Origin of the sequence: Methylobacterium sp. J-072 (assembly GCF_022829425.1) — a bacterium.
Classification (GTDB): Bacteria; Pseudomonadota; Alphaproteobacteria; order Rhizobiales; family Beijerinckiaceae; genus Methylobacterium.
In genome coordinates this window covers 28,267-45,033 of record NZ_JAKSYK010000116.1, presented here as the reverse complement: position 1 = coordinate 45,033, position 16,767 = coordinate 28,267, and the positions used below count along the sequence as shown (strand labels likewise).

Annotated in this window: 12 protein-coding genes; 5 read left to right on the top strand and 7 right to left on the bottom strand. The window is 68.8% G+C overall.

The window, feature by feature from the left end; all coding sequences use genetic code 11:
- Window positions 1–34: 34 nt before the first annotated feature.
- Entirely contained in the window at window positions 35–1,564 is a 1,530-nt protein-coding gene (locus MKK67_RS32630) for a hypothetical protein (protein WP_279601622.1), read from the bottom strand.
- A 273-nt stretch (window positions 1,565–1,837) separates the two neighbouring features.
- Between MKK67_RS32630 and MKK67_RS13700 the strand changes: the two genes are divergently transcribed.
- Genes MKK67_RS13700 through MKK67_RS13690 form a run of 3 tightly spaced genes read left to right on the top strand, consistent with a single transcriptional unit; the run spans window position 1,838 to window position 4,570 of the window.
- Window positions 1,838–2,809 (top strand): GDP-L-fucose synthase family protein, encoded by a 972-nt coding sequence (locus tag MKK67_RS13700; protein ID WP_243965596.1) that lies wholly within the window; start codon window positions 1,838–1,840, stop codon window positions 2,807–2,809.
- A gap of 42 nt (window positions 2,810–2,851) precedes the next feature.
- On the top strand, window positions 2,852–3,883 hold the full coding sequence (locus MKK67_RS13695; protein ID WP_243965571.1) for an SGNH/GDSL hydrolase family protein: 1,032 nt from the start codon (window positions 2,852–2,854) through the stop codon (window positions 3,881–3,883).
- A 3-nt stretch (window positions 3,884–3,886) separates the two neighbouring features.
- Window positions 3,887–4,570: a GDSL-type esterase/lipase family protein gene (locus MKK67_RS13690; RefSeq protein WP_243965570.1), complete on the top strand. Its 684-nt coding sequence runs from the start codon at window positions 3,887–3,889 to the stop codon at window positions 4,568–4,570.
- 274 nt (window positions 4,571–4,844) lie between these two features.
- On the opposite strand, the gene ilvD is transcribed toward MKK67_RS13690, so the two are convergent.
- Window positions 4,845–6,674 carry a dihydroxy-acid dehydratase gene (gene ilvD / locus MKK67_RS13685; RefSeq protein WP_243965569.1) on the bottom strand — a complete coding sequence of 610 codons (1,830 nt, stop codon included), beginning with the start codon at window positions 6,672–6,674 and terminating at the stop codon, window positions 4,845–4,847.
- A gap of 148 nt (window positions 6,675–6,822) precedes the next feature.
- Here ilvD and ade point away from each other — a divergent pair, with 148 nt between their 5' ends.
- Together ade and MKK67_RS13675 are read left to right on the top strand one after the other, a co-directional pair.
- Window positions 6,823–8,544 (top strand): adenine deaminase, encoded by a 1,722-nt coding sequence (ade, locus tag MKK67_RS13680; RefSeq protein WP_243965568.1) that lies wholly within the window; start codon window positions 6,823–6,825, stop codon window positions 8,542–8,544.
- A 91-nt stretch (window positions 8,545–8,635) separates the two neighbouring features.
- Window positions 8,636–9,061, top strand: coding sequence for an organic hydroperoxide resistance protein (locus MKK67_RS13675; protein WP_243965567.1), 426 nt, complete (start codon window positions 8,636–8,638; stop codon window positions 9,059–9,061).
- A gap of 310 nt (window positions 9,062–9,371) precedes the next feature.
- On the opposite strand, the gene MKK67_RS13670 is transcribed toward MKK67_RS13675, so the two are convergent.
- From MKK67_RS13670 to MKK67_RS13650, 5 genes are all read right to left on the bottom strand, one after another.
- A complete protein-coding gene (locus MKK67_RS13670) occupies window positions 9,372–10,205 on the bottom strand; it encodes a MaoC family dehydratase N-terminal domain-containing protein (protein WP_243965566.1) in 834 nt (277 codons plus the stop codon).
- A gap of 1 nt (window position 10,206) precedes the next feature.
- Complete coding sequence (locus MKK67_RS13665; RefSeq protein ID WP_243965565.1) at window positions 10,207–11,355, bottom strand: acyl-CoA dehydrogenase family protein; 1,149 nt, start codon at window positions 11,353–11,355, stop codon at window positions 10,207–10,209.
- A gap of 8 nt (window positions 11,356–11,363) precedes the next feature.
- Window positions 11,364–12,113: a glucose 1-dehydrogenase gene (locus MKK67_RS13660; protein WP_243965564.1), complete on the bottom strand. Its 750-nt coding sequence runs from the start codon at window positions 12,111–12,113 to the stop codon at window positions 11,364–11,366.
- 208 nt (window positions 12,114–12,321) lie between these two features.
- Window positions 12,322–13,458: a CaiB/BaiF CoA transferase family protein gene (locus MKK67_RS13655; RefSeq protein WP_243965562.1), complete on the bottom strand. Its 1,137-nt coding sequence runs from the start codon at window positions 13,456–13,458 to the stop codon at window positions 12,322–12,324.
- Window positions 13,459–13,572: 114 nt separating this feature from the next.
- Window positions 13,573–16,731, bottom strand: a complete 3,159-nt coding sequence (locus MKK67_RS13650; RefSeq protein ID WP_243965561.1) for an efflux RND transporter permease subunit — start codon at window positions 16,729–16,731, stop codon at window positions 13,573–13,575.
- Window positions 16,732–16,767: the final 36 nt, after the last annotated feature.

Sequence of the window (16,767 nt, the reverse complement as noted above, 5' to 3'; positions counted from 1 at the left end):
AACGCGGGTCCGGCCTCGCTGACGCAGGTTGCCCTCAGAACTCGCCGGCCAAGCCGGCGCGGACGCCGAGGTTGCTGTCGCCGGCATAGGCGACGCCGGCCGTGATGGCGATCGGGACGCAGCAGGTCGGCAGCCGATGCGCCACGGCGACGCCGCCGGCCCACTCACCGCGATAGGTCGCGCCGTTGGTCGCCCAGGTGGTCTTGCCGGGGGCCGAGGGCATCGGGGCGGTCGCCATCGCGATCGCCATGGCGACGCCCTGGCGGGCTTCCTTGCGGGTCTGGACGGCGTAGCGCTGCATCGTGTCGGTCTTGGCCTCAAGGTTGTTGACCTGGGACTGGACCGAATCGATCCGGTTGCCGAGGCCCGCGATGGTCGAGGGGCCGTAGGCCGAGGCGGCGAGATTGCCGGCGGCGTCGGTGGTCACGAAGTTCGTCGCGCCGCTCTGGGCCGCGGCGCTCGCCTGGGAGGCGATGCCGGCCAGGGTGTAGGTGTTGGCGGCGTTGCCGATCGCCACCTGGTTGGCCTGGGTCGTCTTGACGTTGGCGCCGATCGCGATGGTGTTCGCCTGGTTGGCGGCGGCGCCGTTGCCGAGCGCGACGCTGTTGTTGCCGGCCGCCGAGGCCGCCGCACCGATCGCCGTGGATCCCGTCCCGGTGGCCCCGGCGACGAAGCCGAGCGCCGTGCTGCCGGCTCCCGACGCCGCCGACGCGGTGCCGACCGCCGTACCGCCGAGTCCCTGCGCGCTCGCCGCATAGCCGATGGCAACGCTGCCGGTATTGGCCGCGGCGGCGCCGGTGCCCACAGCCGTCGAGGCGCTGCCGGACGCACTCGATCCGTAGCCGACCGCGAGGGCATCGCCGCCGGTGGCGATCGGGCCCGCCTGACCGCTGGTGTTGTTGGCGGCGATTCCGGTGGCGCTGGAGAGCTGAGAGAGCCGCAGATCGGCGATGACGGTCTGGCCCTGGGACTGGGTGACGTTGCCGGTGATGATGTAGAGGCCCTGGCCCGTGCCGCCGCCGCCGCCCGTACCGCCGCCGCCCGTGCCGCCGCCGCCGGTGCCACCGCCGCCCGTGCCACCACCGCCCGTGCCACCGCCGCCACCGCCGCCACCGCCCCCGGCCGTTCCGCCCGCGGTGCCGATGACCAGCCCGGTCCCGAGCAGGCCGTCACCCGGCCCGGTGGTCCCGATGAGAATTCCGGTCCCGAGCACGCCGCCGCCGGTGGTGCCGACATTCAGGCCGGTGCCGAGGAGGCCCGTGCCGGGGTTCGTGGTGCCGGCGGTCACGCCGGTCCCCAACAGGCCGCCGCTGGTTGTGCCGACATTCAGGCCGGTGCCCAAGAGGCCGTTGCCGGGGCTTGAGGTGCCGACGGTGAGACCGGTTCCCAGAATACCCCCGGAGGTTGTATCGAGGGTTCCACGCAGAAGTTGCGCCTGCGCCGGCGCCACGACCGGGATCGCGAGCAGCGTACCGGCCAACAGCGGCGCGATCCGGCCAACCGACCGGCGCAGGACGGCATGCGATGTCCGCGGCAACGCCGGGACGTCGGTCGAGTTACGCATCTGGGACTCCATTGCTGCGCGGCCCTGCAGATCCCGGCCCGGTCCTGAAGTCCGGAGGGCGCTAGGCGGGTACAGACACACCTTCTGGTAGAATGCTTAACACCAACTTTCGGTTGTATTGGTAATCGTCACTTCGCGTTTGGCGCGGCATCCGCTGCGGCGGGGCGGTGAAGGTTCCATTCGCCTCAGAAAACGCGCCTTTTCCCAGCGATATCCGTGCGAACCGGGGGTATAGGGGCCACGCGAGCGCTGGCCGCAGGGAATGGACGCGTGATGGACGGGCGGGACAGGACCATCTTCGTTGCGGGCCACCGGGGGATGGTGGGATCGGCGATCGTGCGCCGGCTGCGGGAGCTGGGCTACGGACGGATCCTCACGGCGGACCGGCAGGCCCTCGACCTGCTAGATCAGGCTGCGGTCCAAAGGTTCTTCGCCGCGAACCGGATCGACATGGTCTACCTCGCGGCAGCCAAGGTCGGCGGCATCCACGCCAACAATGCCTACCCGGCCGAGTTCATCCACGAGAACCTGCTGATTCAGTCGAACCTCATCCACGCCGCACATGTGGCGGATGTCGACCGGCTGCTGTTCCTCGGCTCGTCCTGCATCTACCCGAAGCACGCCGAGCAGCCGATGCGCGAGGACGCGCTGCTGACCGGGCTGCTGGAGCCGACCAACGAGCCCTACGCGATCGCCAAGATCGCCGGGATCAAGATGTGCGAGAGCTACAACCGCCAGTACGGGCGGCGCTACCGCAGCGTGATGCCGACCAACCTGTACGGGCCGAACGACAACTTCCACCCGCAGAACGCCCACGTCCTGCCGGCGCTGATGCGGCGCCTGCACGAGGCCAAGCAGGCGGGAAGCCCATCCGTCACGGTCTGGGGCACCGGCCGGGCGATGCGCGAGTTCCTGCACGTCGACGACATGGCCCGCGCCAGCGTGTTCGTGATGGAGCTGGACGACGCGGTCTATGCGGCTAACACCCGGCCAGACCTGTCGCACATCAATGTCGGCACCGGCGAGGATTGCACGATCCGCGAGCTGGCCGAGGCGTTGGCCCGGGTGATCGGTTACGAGGGCCGGCTCGACTTCGACGCGACCAAGCCGGACGGCACGCCGCGCAAGCTGATGGACGTGTCGCGCCTACGCGCCATGGGCTGGCAGCCGGAGATCGGCTTGGAGCAGGGGCTGCGGCAGACCTATGGGTGGTTCCTCGAAAACCACGCCACGCTGCGCGGCTGAACACGTCCACCGCGCGACATCCGATCGGGCAGGAGAACCAGCATGGCCCCGCGGGCCCCTGACGATGCCGAGCAGGCGCGACGGCGCAAGTTTTTGCGCGACTTCCACAATTTCGATTCGAATATCCGCTTTCCCGCGCCCTATACGCAATTCGCCGGCAAGCCGCTGGCCCCGGCGGCGGAACAGGGCTGGCGCTACGACGCACTTGGCTACCGGAACGATGCCCATCCGGAGGCGCGCCCGGCTTCCGAGACCCTGCGCGTCTTCGTGGTCGGCGACAGCACGCTGGTCGATGGCCAAGTCTTTGCCGACACGATTCCGGGCCGCCTGGAGACCAAGCTGAAGCAGCGCTACGGCGCGGGCGCGCGGGTCTACAATTTCGGCGCGACCTCGGCCTGCCTGAATCAGATGATCGCCTTGATCACGACCCGGCTGATGGACCTCCAGCCCGACGTGATCTTCGTGCTCGGCGGCGCCACGGACATCTTCCAGCCCTGGAGCTTCGATCCGCGCGCCGGCTATCCCTACAACCACTTCGCCCAGGAATGCCTGTACGACTACTTCTTCAACACGGTGAAGACGAACGAAGAGGCAGAGGATCTGTCCTACGACAACCTTCAGGCGCTGATCTTCAATCGCCTCGACAACCTTCGAGCGCTGACCAACTGGCAGTCGGACATCTGGGAATGGGAGGTGGTGCGCCAATTCGAGTTGGCGCTGAAACGCCTCGCCCGCCTCTCGGGCGGCATCGGTGCGCCGGTGCGGTTCCTCCTGCAACCGTCGATCGTGCGCAAGACCGAGCGGGTCGGCGACGAGCACAACGCCGCCTCCGGTGAGTTTCTCGCCTATCTCGACCGGCAATACACTCGGATCGAGCAGGTTCTCGGCCGGCTCGAAGCCGATGGCCTCGCGCAGGGTCCGTACACGATCCGGGACCTGAGCCGGATCTTCGAGGCCGACACACGCTTCCTGTTCACCGACATCGTCCACGTCACCTCGGAGGGCCGCCAGGTGATGGCCGACAGGCTGGCCGACGAGGTCGCGGAGGTGCTCGGCCTTCCTGCGGAGGCGTAAGCCATGGTCAGGCCAATTGTCTTCATCGGGGACTCGATCACCGAAGCTTGGGGCTTCCACCGGGCCGCCACTTTCGCGGCCCACGATCTGATCCCGCGGGGCGGGTCCGGCCAGACGGCGCGCTGGATCACCATGCGGTTCCGCCGCGACCTGGAGGAGACCGGCGCCCGGGGCGTCCATCTCCTATGCGGCGTCAACGACATCGGGCGCAACGAAGGCTTCTTCGTCCCGGCCGACGACATCGCCCGGACGCTCGCCGGCATGCTCGACGAGGCCCGGGCGCTGGACGTGACGGCCTGGATCGGGTCGATCCTGCCGGCCGCCCGGATCCCCTGGAACCCCGAGGTCCCGGATGCCCCGGCGATGATCGCGGCGGTGAATGCGTGGCTGCGCGATCACGCGCACGAGCACGGCGCGACCTTCATCGACTACCATGCCGTTCTGGCGGACGAATCCGGGGCGCTGCGCCGGGCCTACACCACCGACGGGCTGCATCTCAGCCCGGCCGGGTACAAGGCGATCGAGCCGCTGATGCTGGCGGCGTTGGGGCGGGCGCCGGCGGTCGATGTGCCTCAGGCGTCCAGTGGTGCGAAACTGCTAAAGTTTGGAAGGGCGCGCCTCGCGGCGTTTGTTACAGTGGGTGCAATCGTGATCGCCGGTGTGGTCCTCTATTGGGCATTGCGCTGAAGGGAAGGCCGGTTCGGTCAGGCGTGCCGAAGCTGGACGCGGCAGCCAATGCAATTTTGTTTCTCGCGCCAAACGACGTTCGAAACCGAAGTCTATCCAAATCTCTCCCTCATCCTGAGGTGCCGGCGTAAGCGGGCCTCGAAGGAGCCCTCCAAATATCGCGAGAAGTTCTGGAGGGCTCCTTCGAGGTTTCCGCTGCGCGGAAACACCTCAGGATGAGGGAGAGATTTGGAAAGGCCGGGTCGCGATGGGCCACAACTCAACAACAGTCAAATTAAATCCGCCGCACGGCCCCATGCGCCGCGCTGGTGGTCAGCATCGCGTAGGCGCGCAAGGCCGTGCTGACCTTGCGCTTGCGCGGGCTCGCCGGCTGCCAGCCGGCCGCCTCCTGTGCGGCGCGCCGCCGCTCTAGCTCGGCCGGCTCGACGTCCAGGCGGATGCTCCGGGCCGGGATGTCGATGGCGATGGTGTCGCCGTCCCGCACGAGGCCGATCAGGCCGCCCTCGGCCGCCTCGGGGGAGACGTGGCCGATGGACAGGCCGGAGGAGCCGCCGGAGAAGCGGCCGTCGGTCACCAGCGCGCAGGCTTTTCCGAGGCCCTTCGATTTCAGGTAGCTCGTCGGATAGAGCATCTCCTGCATGCCGGGGCCGCCGCGCGGGCCCTCGTAGCGGATCAGCACCACCTCGCCGGCCGTGACCTTGCCGTTGAGGATGCCGTCCACCGCCGCGTCCTGGCTCTCGAACACCCGAGCCCGCCCCTCGAAGGCGAGGATCGAGGCATCGACGCCCGCGGTCTTCACGATGCAGCCCTGCTCGGCGAGGTTGCCGTAGAGCACCGCGAGCCCGCCATCCTCCGAATAGGCATGGGCGGCGTCGCGGATCACCCCGCCCTCCCGGTCGAGGTCGAGCGCGTCGAAGCGGGATTCCTGGCTGAACGCCACCTGGGTCGGCACGCCGCCGGGGGCTGCGCGGTAGAACTCTTGGACCGAGACGCTCGGGTCGTTGCGCACGTCCCAGCGGGCGAGCGCCGCCCCGAGGGTCCCGGCCGAGACGTTGCCGGTCTCGGTATCGATAAGCCCGGCCCGGTCGAGCTCGCCCAGGATGGCCATGATTCCGCCGGCCCGGTGGACGTCCTCCATGTGGACGTTCGCCACAGCCGGGGCGACCTTGCAGAGCACCGGCACCCGCCGGGACAGCCGGTCGATATCGGCCATGGTGAACGGCACCTCGCCCTCGTGGGCGGCGGCCAGCAGGTGCAGCACCGTGTTGGTCGAGCCGCCCATGGCGATGTCGAGCGTCATGGCGTTCTCGAACGCCGAAAAGCTCGCCACGGCGCGCGGCAGCACGCTCGCGTCGTCCTGCTCGTAATGACGACGGGCGAGGTCGACGATCAGGTGGCCGGCTTCCACGAACAGGCGCTTGCGGTCGGCATGGGTTGCCAGCACCGAGCCGTTGCCCGGCAGGGCGAGCCCCAGAGCCTCGGTGAGGCAGTTCATCGAGTTGGCCGTGAACATGCCCGAACACGAGCCGCAGGTCGGGCAGGCCGAGCGCTCGATCACTTCGACATCGGCGTCCGAGATCCGGTCGTCGGCCGCCGCGATCATGGCGTCGACCAGATCGACCTTCTTGGCGATGCCGGGCAGCTGGACCTTGCCGGCCTCCATCGGGCCGCCCGAGACGAACACCGTCGGGATGTTCAGCCGCAGGCAGGCCATGAGCATGCCGGGGGTGATCTTGTCGCAATTCGAGATGCACACCATCGCGTCGGCGCAGTGCGCGTTAACCATGTACTCGACGGAATCGGCGATCAGTTCCCGGGAGGGCAGCGAGTACAGCATGCCGTCATGGCCCATCGCGATGCCGTCATCGACCGCGATGGTGTTGAATTCCTTGGCGACGCCGCCGGCCTTCTCGATTTCACGGGCCACCAGCTGGCCGAGATCTTTCAGGTGGACATGGCCGGGCACGAACTGCGTGAACGAGTTCACCACCGCGATGATCGGCTTGCCGAAATCGCCATCCTTCATGCCGGTGGCGCGCCAAAGGCCGCGGGCGCCGGCCATGTTGCGGCCATGGGTGGTGGTGCGGGAACGATAGGCTGGCATCGCGCGGTTCAATCGGTTCAGAAGCGGATCTTTCAAAGGTGGGGGGCTTCTGCGCCCGCCGCCGCGCCGCTGCAAGCGTCGCCGGAGCGAGTGCGACCGTGGCATGCTCCTGGCAAATACCGGGATCGAAGAGGGGCTGAGTCGCGCGATGGACCGAGTGGATTTCCTGCGGCGCGCCATCGACCAGGGCCAGGGCCGGACGGAGGCCGACCTCGTGCTCAAGGGCGGGCGCTTCCTCGACCTCGTGACCGGCAATCTCGTGGCCTCCGACATCGCCATCTGCGGCGACCGGATCGTCGGCACCTTCGGCAGCTATCGCGGCCGGCGCGAGGTGGACGTGTCCGGCAAGGTCGTGGTGCCGGGCTTCATCGACACGCATTTCCACGTCGAATCCTCGCTGATGCCGCCGCAGGAATTCGAGCGCTGCGTCCTGCCCCACGGCGTCACCACCGGCATCTGCGACCCGCACGAGATGGCCAACGTCCTGGGCACCGACGCCTTCGCGTGGTTCCTGGCCTCGTCCGAGACCTTGGCGATGGACCTGCGGGTCCAGCTCTCCTCCTGCGTCCCGGCCACCGACCACCTTGAGACGTCCGGAGCGCGGATCAGCGCGGCCGACCTGCTGGCTTTTGCCAACCATCCGAAGGTGATCGGGCTCGCCGAGTTCATGAATTTCCCCGGCGTGCTCGCCGGCGACCCGGGCGCGTTGGAAAAACTCGCGGCGTTCCAGGGCCGACATATCGACGGCCACGCGCCGCTGCTGCGCGGCGCCGCGCTCAACGGCTACATCGCCGCCGGCATCCGCACCGAGCACGAGGCGACCACGCCCGAAGAGGCGATGGAGAAACTCTCGAAGGGCATGACCGTGCTGATCCGGGAGGGCTCGGTCTCCAAGGACCTGCATGCCCTTGCGCCGATCCTGACCGAGCGCACGGCGCCGTTCCTGGCCTTCTGCACCGACGACCGGAATCCCCTCGACATCGCCGAGGAGGGCCATCTCGACTACGTCGTCCGCACCGCCATCGCGTTGGGGGCGCCGCCGCTGGCGGCCTATCGCGCCGCCTCGTGGTCGGCGGCCCGAGCCTTCGGGCTGCACGACCGCGGCCTCGTGGCGCCGGGCCAGCGCGCCGACCTCGTCGTGCTCGACGATCTTTTGGACTGTCGCGTCGCGCAGGTGTTCAGCGCCGGGCGGCTGGTGGAGGATGCGCTGTTCGCGAACCGGCCGCCCATCCAGCCGATCGGCCGGGGCAGCTTGCGGGCGCGCCGGGTGACGGCGGCCGATTTCGCGGCCCCCGGCTCCGGGCCCTCGACCCCGGTGATCGGCGTGATGCCGGGCAAGATCATCACCCTGCGGCACGACCTGTCCCTGCCCTATGTCGATGGCGAGCGCCGGATCGACCTCGATCAGGACGTCATCAAGGTCGCCGTGGTCGAGCGCCACGGAAAGACGCCGCCGGGGGAGCGCGGCATCGGGGTCGCCTTCGTGAAGGGGTTCGGGCTGAAGCGCGGCGCCATCGCCTCCTCGGTCGGGCATGACAGCCACAACATCACGGTCGTCGGCGCCGACGATGCCGACATGGCCGTGGCGGTGAACCGGCTCGGTGCCATCGAGGGCGGCTTCGTCGTGGTCGAGGGCGGCCGGGTGCTGGCCGAGATCGCCCTGCCGGTGGCCGGGCTGATGAGCCTGCTGCCGTTCGATGCGATCCGCGCCGCCCTCGTGACCCTGCGGGCGGCGGCGCGCGGCCTCGGCGTGGTCCTGCCGGAACCGTTCCTGCAGGTGGCGTTCCTGCCGCTGCCGGTGATCCCGCACCTCAAGATCACCGACAAGGGGCTTGTGGATGTCGACCGGTTCGCGCTGGTCGATCCTTGAAAATGAATTGCGCGCAATCTATCTCGGGACTATGCAGAGAAGGGAGGCGGCCCTAGATGCCGACTCTCTTCCTGGAATCGGAGAGTCTCCCATGTCCGTAGACGTGAAGTACCGCACCACCGCGACCGCCACCGGGGGCCGCGACGGCTCGGCGAAGACCGCCGATGGCAGCTTCGAGGTGAAGCTCGCGACCCCGAAGGAGCTCGGCGGCGCCGGCGGCCCGGGCGCGAACCCGGAGCAGCTCTTCGCCTCCGGCTACTCGGCCTGCTTCCTCGGCGCCCTGAAGGCGGTCGCCCCCTCGCTGAAGCTCAAGGTCCCGGCCGAGACCACCGTCACCGCCGATGTCGGCATCGGCCCGCGCTCCGAGGGCGGCTTCGGCATCACCGCCGACCTGACCGTCAACCTGCCGGGCCTCGACCGCGCCGACGCGCAGAAGCTCGTGGACGCCGCCCACCAGGTCTGCCCGTACTCGAACGCCACCCGCGGCAACGTCGATGTCGGCCTGACGCTCGCCTGAGCCGGGCCGTTATTCGCCCTTCTCCAACCCCTCCCCCTCATCCTGAGGTGCGCGCGCGAAGCGCGCGCCTCGAAGGAGCCCTCCGGCGGTCTCAGCGATCCCTGGAGCCCTCCTTCGAGGGCGCCGCTGGGCGGCGCCACCTCAGGATGAGGACGCGGGTGGGATATCTATGGGTTGGCAGTGCCCTCCCCGTCATTGCGAGCGCAGCGAAGCAACCCAGGGTCACGCTACGTCCGCAAATCGCGCGCTGCACTGGGTCGCTTCGCTGCGCTCGCGATGACGGCACAGCTGGATTCCGAAGCGTAAGCGTTCATACCGCCGCCTGCGCCCGCATGCAGATATGGCCGGCCTCGTCGAGGGTCACGCCCTCGAACCCCTCCCCTGTCCGCCGCCCGCAGACCCGAAACATCTGGTTGGCGGTCATCGGCGAGACGCCGCGATGCGTGAAGCTCTGCGGCATGCGTCCGAGCAGGGTCGCAGCGAGGTTCATCAGCAGCGTCGCCTGGATCGGTCCGTGGACCACGAGGTCGGCGTAGCCCTCCACCTGGGTCGCGTAGGGCTGGTCGTAGTGGAAGCGGTGGCCGTTGAAGGTCATGGCCGAGTAGCGGAACAGCAGCGTCGGCGTCGCCGGCACGGCCCAGACCCGCTTATAATTGGACGCGTCGTCGCGTTTGGCCACGCCCCCCGCCCCGCTCTGCGCCCCGGCGGCCTCCCGGTAGACGATGTCCTGCCGTTCGCGGATCGCCAGCCCGCGTTCGGTGGCGACCGCGTGCTCGACGGTGACGAAGCAGAGCCGGCCGCTGCGCCCCTCCTTGAAGGCCACGTCGCGCACGGTCTCGGTGCGGGTGACGAGGTCGCCCTCCCGCAACTCGGACAGCGTCTCGACCTGCCCGCCGGCCCACATCCGCCGGGGCAGCGGCACCGGCGGCAGGAACCCGCCCTTGGCGGCATGGCCGTCCGGCCCGAGGGCGTCGGCCGGCGGCGTTTCCGGCGCGAGGCACCAGTGCAGGGCCGGCGGCGCCGCGCCCTCCGGCATCGGAGCGAGGTGCGGCGCGAAGGTCGCGCGGAACTCGGCGAGCAGACGCGGCGTGACGAGGTCCGAGGTCTCGCGGGTGCAGCCGATCCAGGCGGTGAGGTCGGTCATGTCAGTACGAGCGCGGCAGGCCGAGCACGTGCTCGGACAGGTAGGCGAGGATCAGGTTCGTGGAGATCGGCGCAACCTGATAGAGCCGCGTCTCGCGGAACTTGCGTTCGATATCGTATTCTTCGGCGAAGCCGAACCCGCCATGGGTCTGGATGCAAGCATTGGCGGCCTCGAACGAGGCGTCGGCCGCGAGCATCTTGGCCATGTTGGCCTCCGCGCCCGGATTGGTGCCGGATTCGTAGAGGCTCAGCGCCTCGCGAACCATCAGTTCGGCCGCGCGCATGTTGGCGTAGGCTTTCGCGATCGGGAACTGCACGCCCTGGTTGGCACCGATCGGCCGGCCGAACACCGACCGGTCCGAGGCGTAGGTCTTGGCTTTGTCGATGAACCACTTGGCGTCGCCGACGCATTCGGCGGCGATCAGGATGCGCTCGGCATTCATGCCGGACAGGATGTAGCGGAAACCCCGGCCCTCCTCGCCGATCAGGTTCTCCGCCGGCACCCGAAGGTTGTCGAAAAAAACCTCCGTGGTGGCATGGTTCATCGTGGTTCGGATCGGCCGGATGGTCAGGCCGTTGCCGATCGCCTTCCGCATGTCGACCAGCAGCACTGAGAGGCCGTCGGTACGCTTCATACCCTCGCTCCGCGGCGTCGTGCGGGACAGGAGCAGCATCAGGTCCGAATGCTCGGCCCGGCTGGTCCAGATTTTTTGGCCGTTGACGACGTAGTGGTCCCCGTCGCGCCGGGCCGTGGTCTTCAGGCTGCCGGTATCGGTGCCCGAACTCGGCTCGGTCACCCCGAAGGCCTGGAGCCGCAGGCGGCCCTCGGCGATGGCCGGCAAGTAGGCGGCTTTCTGGGCCTCTGAGCCGTGCCGGAGCAGCGTGCCCATCGTGTACATCTGCGCGTGGCAGGCGCCGCCGTTGCAGCCCGCCCGCTGGACCTCCTCCAGGATCGCGGCGGCGGCCGAGAGCGGCAGGCCGGAGCCGCCATACGCCTCCGGAATCAGCACCGAGAGGTAGCCGCTCTCGGTGAGCGCGGTCACGAACGCGGTCGGGTAAGCCATCTCCCGGTCGAGCGCCCGCCAGTACGGCCCGGGGAACCCGGCGCAGAGCTTGGCGACCGCCTCGCGGATCTCGGTATAGGCTTCCATCGCGCGCCTCAGGCCGTGCGGCCGCCATCGACCGGCAGGTCGATTCCGGTGATGAATTCGGCCTCGTCGGAGGCCAGGAACAGGGCGGCGGCGGCGATGTCCTCGGCGCGCGACATCCGCCCGAGGGGGATCGTCGCGATGAATTTTTCGCGGTTCTCGGGGGTGTCGGGCACGCCCATGAAGTGCTCGAGCAGCGCGGTGGCGCCCATGACCGGGCACAGGGCGTTCACCCGGATCTTCCAGGGGGCGAGCTCCAGGGCCAGCGACTTCGAGGCGAGGCTCGCCGCCCCCTTGGAGGCGTTGTACCAAGTCAGCCCCGGGCGCGGCCGGAGCGCCGCGGTCGAGCTGACGTTGAGGATCACGCCGCCGCCCTGGTCGCGCATCAGCGGGGCGATCGTCCGGACGGAGTGGAAGATCGACTTCACGTTCACCCGGAACACCCGGTCGAACTCGTCCTCGGTCACCTCCAGCAGCGGCTTGTTGCGGTGGGTGGTGCCGGCATTGTTGACGAGGATGTGCGGGATGCCGAACCGCTCCCGGGTCTCGGCCACGCTGGCCTCGACATCGGCGGCCGAGCCGACATCCGCGGCGATCGCGATGGCGTTTGCGCCGATGCCTGACGCGACCCGCTCGGCCGCCGCCCGGTCGATATCCACGCAGGCGACCCGGGCGCCCTCGGCGGCGAAGCGCTCGGCGATACCCGCGCCGAACCCGCTCCCGGCGCCCGTCACGATCGCGATTTTTTCGCTTAGCCTCATCGTTTCCTCCCGGTTTTTGTTTTCAAGCGTGTTCAACGCTCACGCCTCTCCAGACCACCACCTCATCCTGAGGTGCGGACGCGCAGCGGCCGCCTCGAAGGAGTCCTCCAGGGATCGTGGCGCCATCTGGAGGGCTCTTTCGAGGCTCGCGCTCCGCGCAAGCACCTCAAGATGAGGTCGGGGGTGGGTGTCCTGGTGCAACGCGCACTCACTTTTGCGCCTCGAACTCGCGTCGGATCCTTGCGCTGTGCTCGCCGATATCGGGCACCCGGCCGAGCGCACGGACCTCGCCGTTGATCAGGACCGGAGGCGCGACGATGCGGGCCGGGCCCGCGGAGGTCTCGACCTCGGCGCGGACCAGGGCCGGATGGGTGGCGAGGTCGGCCAGGGTGTTGACGAAGCCGTAGGCGGTACCCGCGGCCTTGAGCCGGGCGGCGGCGGCGGCGCGGCTCAATTGCACCAGGGCGGCGCCGACGCGGAGGTCCACGGCGGCGCGGTTCGCCACCCGGGCATTGTTCGAGGAGAAGCCCTCGGCCCGGGCGAGGTCCGGCTCGCCCAGCACCGTGTCGCAAAAATTCGCCCATTCGCGCTCGTTCTGGATCGAGATCAGCACGAGGCTGTCGTCGGCGGTCGGGTAGGCGCCGTAGGGCGAGATCGAGGGATGGGCGAGGCCGACCCGTTGCGGCTCCCGGCCGGTGCCCTCGAAATAGAGCAGCGGCACATTCATCCAGTCGGCCGCGCCGCTGAACAGGCTGACCTCAAGGGCGCAGCCATCGCCAGTGATGGACCGGGCGATCAGCGCTTCCAGCACCGCCGCATGGGCGTCCATCCCGCAGGCGATGTCACAGACCGAGACGCCGACCCGGCCCGGGCCGGCCGGGTGGCCGGTGATGCCGGCCATGCCGCTCTCGGCCTGGACCAGCAGGTCGTAGGCCTTCATGTCGCTGTAGGCGTGGCCGGACCCGTAGCCCGAGATATCGACCGTGATCAGCCGCGGGTGGCGCGCCCGCAACTCCGCCGAGCCGAAGCCCGCCCGGGCGGCGGCCCCGGGGGCGAGGTTCTGCACGAACACGTCGGCGTCTTCCAGGATCGCGTGCAGCAGGCGGGCATCGTCCGGATCCTTGATGTCGGCGACGAGGCTCTCCTTGCCGCGGTTGAGCCAGACGAAGTAGCTCGCCAGCCCGTTGACGGCGGAATCGTAGCCGCGGGCGAAATCCCCCTCCGGGCGCTCGATCTTGATCACCCGGGCGCCGGCATCGGCCAGCCGCGACGTGCAGTAGGGCGCGGCGACCGCCTGCTCCAGGGCGAGGACGGTCAGCCCCTGCAACGGCCGGTTCACACGCATCCAGGCCCCCAATCTCCCGAACGCCCCGCTTCGCGAGGCCGAAACGGGAGCAACTGGGTCGGCCGCGCGCTCCGCCAAGCGGGGGCGGCTGACATCCGGCGCGCAACCGCGGCGCTACTCCGCGGCGCGCAGAGGCCGATGGTCGTGGGCCACCTCGCCCGGCTCGGCCAGCAACGCGTCCACCGCCTCGGGCTTGTCCCGGAAGGAGAAGCGATGCGCCAGCCGATCAAGATAGACGTAGATCACCGGCGTCGTGAACAGGGTCAGGATCTGGCTCACGGCGAGGCCGCCGACCATGGCGTAGCCGAGCGGCTGGCGGATCTCGGAGCCGGTACCGGTGGCGAGCATCAGCGGGATGCCGCCGAGCAAAGCCGCCATGGTGGTCATCAGGATCGGTCGGAACCGCAGCAGCGCCGCCTTGCGGATCGCTTCCTCCGGGCTCAAGCCCTCTTCGCGCTCGGCCACGATCGCGAAGTCGATCAGCATGATGCCGTTCTTCTTCACGATGCCGATCAATAGGATGATGCCGATCAGCGCGATCAGGCTGAAATCGTAGCCGGCCCACATCAGCACCGCCAACGCACCGACGCCGGCCGAGGGCAGGGTCGAGAGGATCGTGATCGGGTGGATGAAGCTCTCGTACAGGATGCCGAGGATCAGGTAGACGACGAACAGAGCGGCCAGGATCAGCAGCGGCACGGTCGAGAGCGATTGCTGGAACGCCTGCGCGGTGCCCTGGAAGCCGGTGACCACGGTGGGCGGCACCTCGAGGTCCTTCATCGCTTGGCCGATCGCGTCGGTGGCCTGCCCCAGGGCGACGTTGGGGCCGAGGTTGAAGCTGATCGTCACCGCCGGGAACTGGCCCTGGTGGTTGACGGCCAGCGCCGCCACCGGATCGGTGGTCCAGCGGGCGAAGGCCGCGAGTGGCACCTGCCCGCCGCCGATCGGGGCCTTGATGTAGATCTTGTCCAGGCTCTCGACACTGCCCTGCAGGGCCGGGAGCACCTCCAGGATCACGTGATAGCTGTTGAGCTGCGTGAAATACTGGGCGATCTGCCGCTGGCCGAAGGCGTCGTAGAGGGTGTCGTCGATCAGTTGGGGCGTGATGCCGTAGCGGGAGGCGGCGTCGCGGTCGATCGCCAGCGTCAGGGTGGTGCCGCGGTTCTGCTGGTCGGTGGCGACGTCGCGCAGCTCCGGCAGCGTCTTCATCTTGTCGAGGATGCGCGGCGCCCAAGCGTTCAGCTCAGCGAGATCCGGGTCCTGGAGGGTGTATTCGAACTGCGTCCGGGAGGTCCGGCCGCCGGTGCGGACGTCCTGCGTCGCCTGGATGTAGGTGCGGATCCCTGCGACCCGCTCCAGCTTCGGCCGCAGGCGGCCGATGATCTGGAACGCATCGGCCTCGCGCTCCTCGCGGGGCTTGAGGGTGATGTACATGCGCCCCGAATTGAGCGCCTGTCCATTGCCGCCGAGCGACATGCCGACCGTCGCCACGTCCGGATCGGCCTGGACGATGGCCCCGACCTTCTCCTGCAGGGTCTTCATCGCCGAGAACGAGATGTCCTGGCCCGCCTCGGTGACGCCGATCATGAAGCCGGTGTCCTGCTGCGGGAAGAACCCCTTGGGGATGACGATGAATAGGTGGATCGTCAGCGCCAGGGTCGCGAAGAAGGTCAGCAACGTGATGAACCGGAAGCGCAGGGCGAGGTCGAGACCCTTCGCGTAGGAGGAGAGCAGCCCGTCGAACACCGCCTCGCTCGCCCGGTACAGGCGGCCGTGATGGCCGGTGCCGTGGGGCTTGAGCAGGCGGGCCGCCATCATCGGCGTCAGCGTCAGCGCCACGAAGGCCGAGACCGCGATGGTCATCGACAGGACGACGGCGAATTCCCGGAACAGGCGGCCGATGATGCCGCCCATCAGCAGCAGCGGGATCAGCACGGCGATCAGCGACACCGAGATCGACACGATGGTGAAGCCGATCTCGCCCGCGCCCTTGAACGCGGCCTCCATGGGCCGCATCCCCTCCTCGATGTAGCGGCTGATGTTCTCCAGCACGACGATGGCGTCGTCGACCACGAAGCCCACCGAGATGGTCAGCGCCATCAGGGAGAGGTTGTCGAGGGTATAGCCGGCCAGCCACATCAGCGCGCAGGCGCCGAGCAGGGCAAGCGGCACGGTCACGCTCGGGATCACGGTCGCCCAGAAGCTGCGCAGGAACACGAAGATCACCCCGACCACCAGCACGATGGTGATCAGAAGCGTGAACTGCACGTCCTCCACGGAGGCGCGGATCGTCTGCGTGCGGTCGCTTAGGATGCCGATCTTGATGCCGGCCGGCAGGGTCGCGGTCAGGCGCGGCAGCTGCGCCTTGATGCTGTCCACCGTGTCGATGACGTTCGCGCCGGGCTGCTTGAAGACCACCAGGAACACGCCGCGCTGGCCGTTGGTCCAACCCGCCTGCTTGGTGTCCTCGGGCCCGGCGATTGCGGTGCCGATGTCGCGCACCCGCAGAGGCGCACCGTCGCGATAGGCGACGATCACGTCGTTCCAGTTCTGCGCCGTGGTGAGCTGGTCGTTGGCGAAGATCGTGTAGCTGTGGCTCGCGCCGTCGATGCTGCCCTTCGGGTTGTTCACCGTGGTGAGCGACAGGGGCGTGCGGATATCCTCCAGGGACAGGCCCTTGGCCACGAGCTTGGCCGGATCGACTTGGATCCGCACCGCGGGCTTCTGCTGGCCGCCGATGAACACCTGCGCGACGCCCGAGATCTGGCTGATCCGCTGGGCGAGCTGCACGTCCACCGCGTCATCCACCTCGATCAGCGGCATGCTGTCGGAGGTCGCCGAGAGCAGAAGGATCGGCGAATCGGCCGGGTTCACCTTCCGGTAGGTCGGCGGGGTCGGCAGGTTCTTCGGCAGCTGGCCGCTCGCCGCGTTGATCGCCGCCTGGATGTCGCTGGCCGCGCCGTCGATATTGCGGTTGAGGTCGAACTGGACCGTGACCGTCGAGATTCCCAGCGAGCTCGTCGAGGTCATCTGGGCGACGCCCGGGATCTGCGAGAATTGCCGCTCCAGGGGCTGGGCCACCGAGGAGGCCATGGTCTCCGGGCTGGCGCCGGGCAATTGCGCCGTGACCTGGATCGTGGGGAAGTCCACCTGCGGCAACGGCGCGACGCCGAGCAGCGGATAGGCCACCATCCCGAGGAACAGGATGCCGACCATGATCAGCGTGGTCGCCACCGGGAAGCGGATGAAGGGCGCCGAGATGCCAGCCTTCATGGCAGATCCTCTCGCAGATCCTCTCGCGGCATCGCC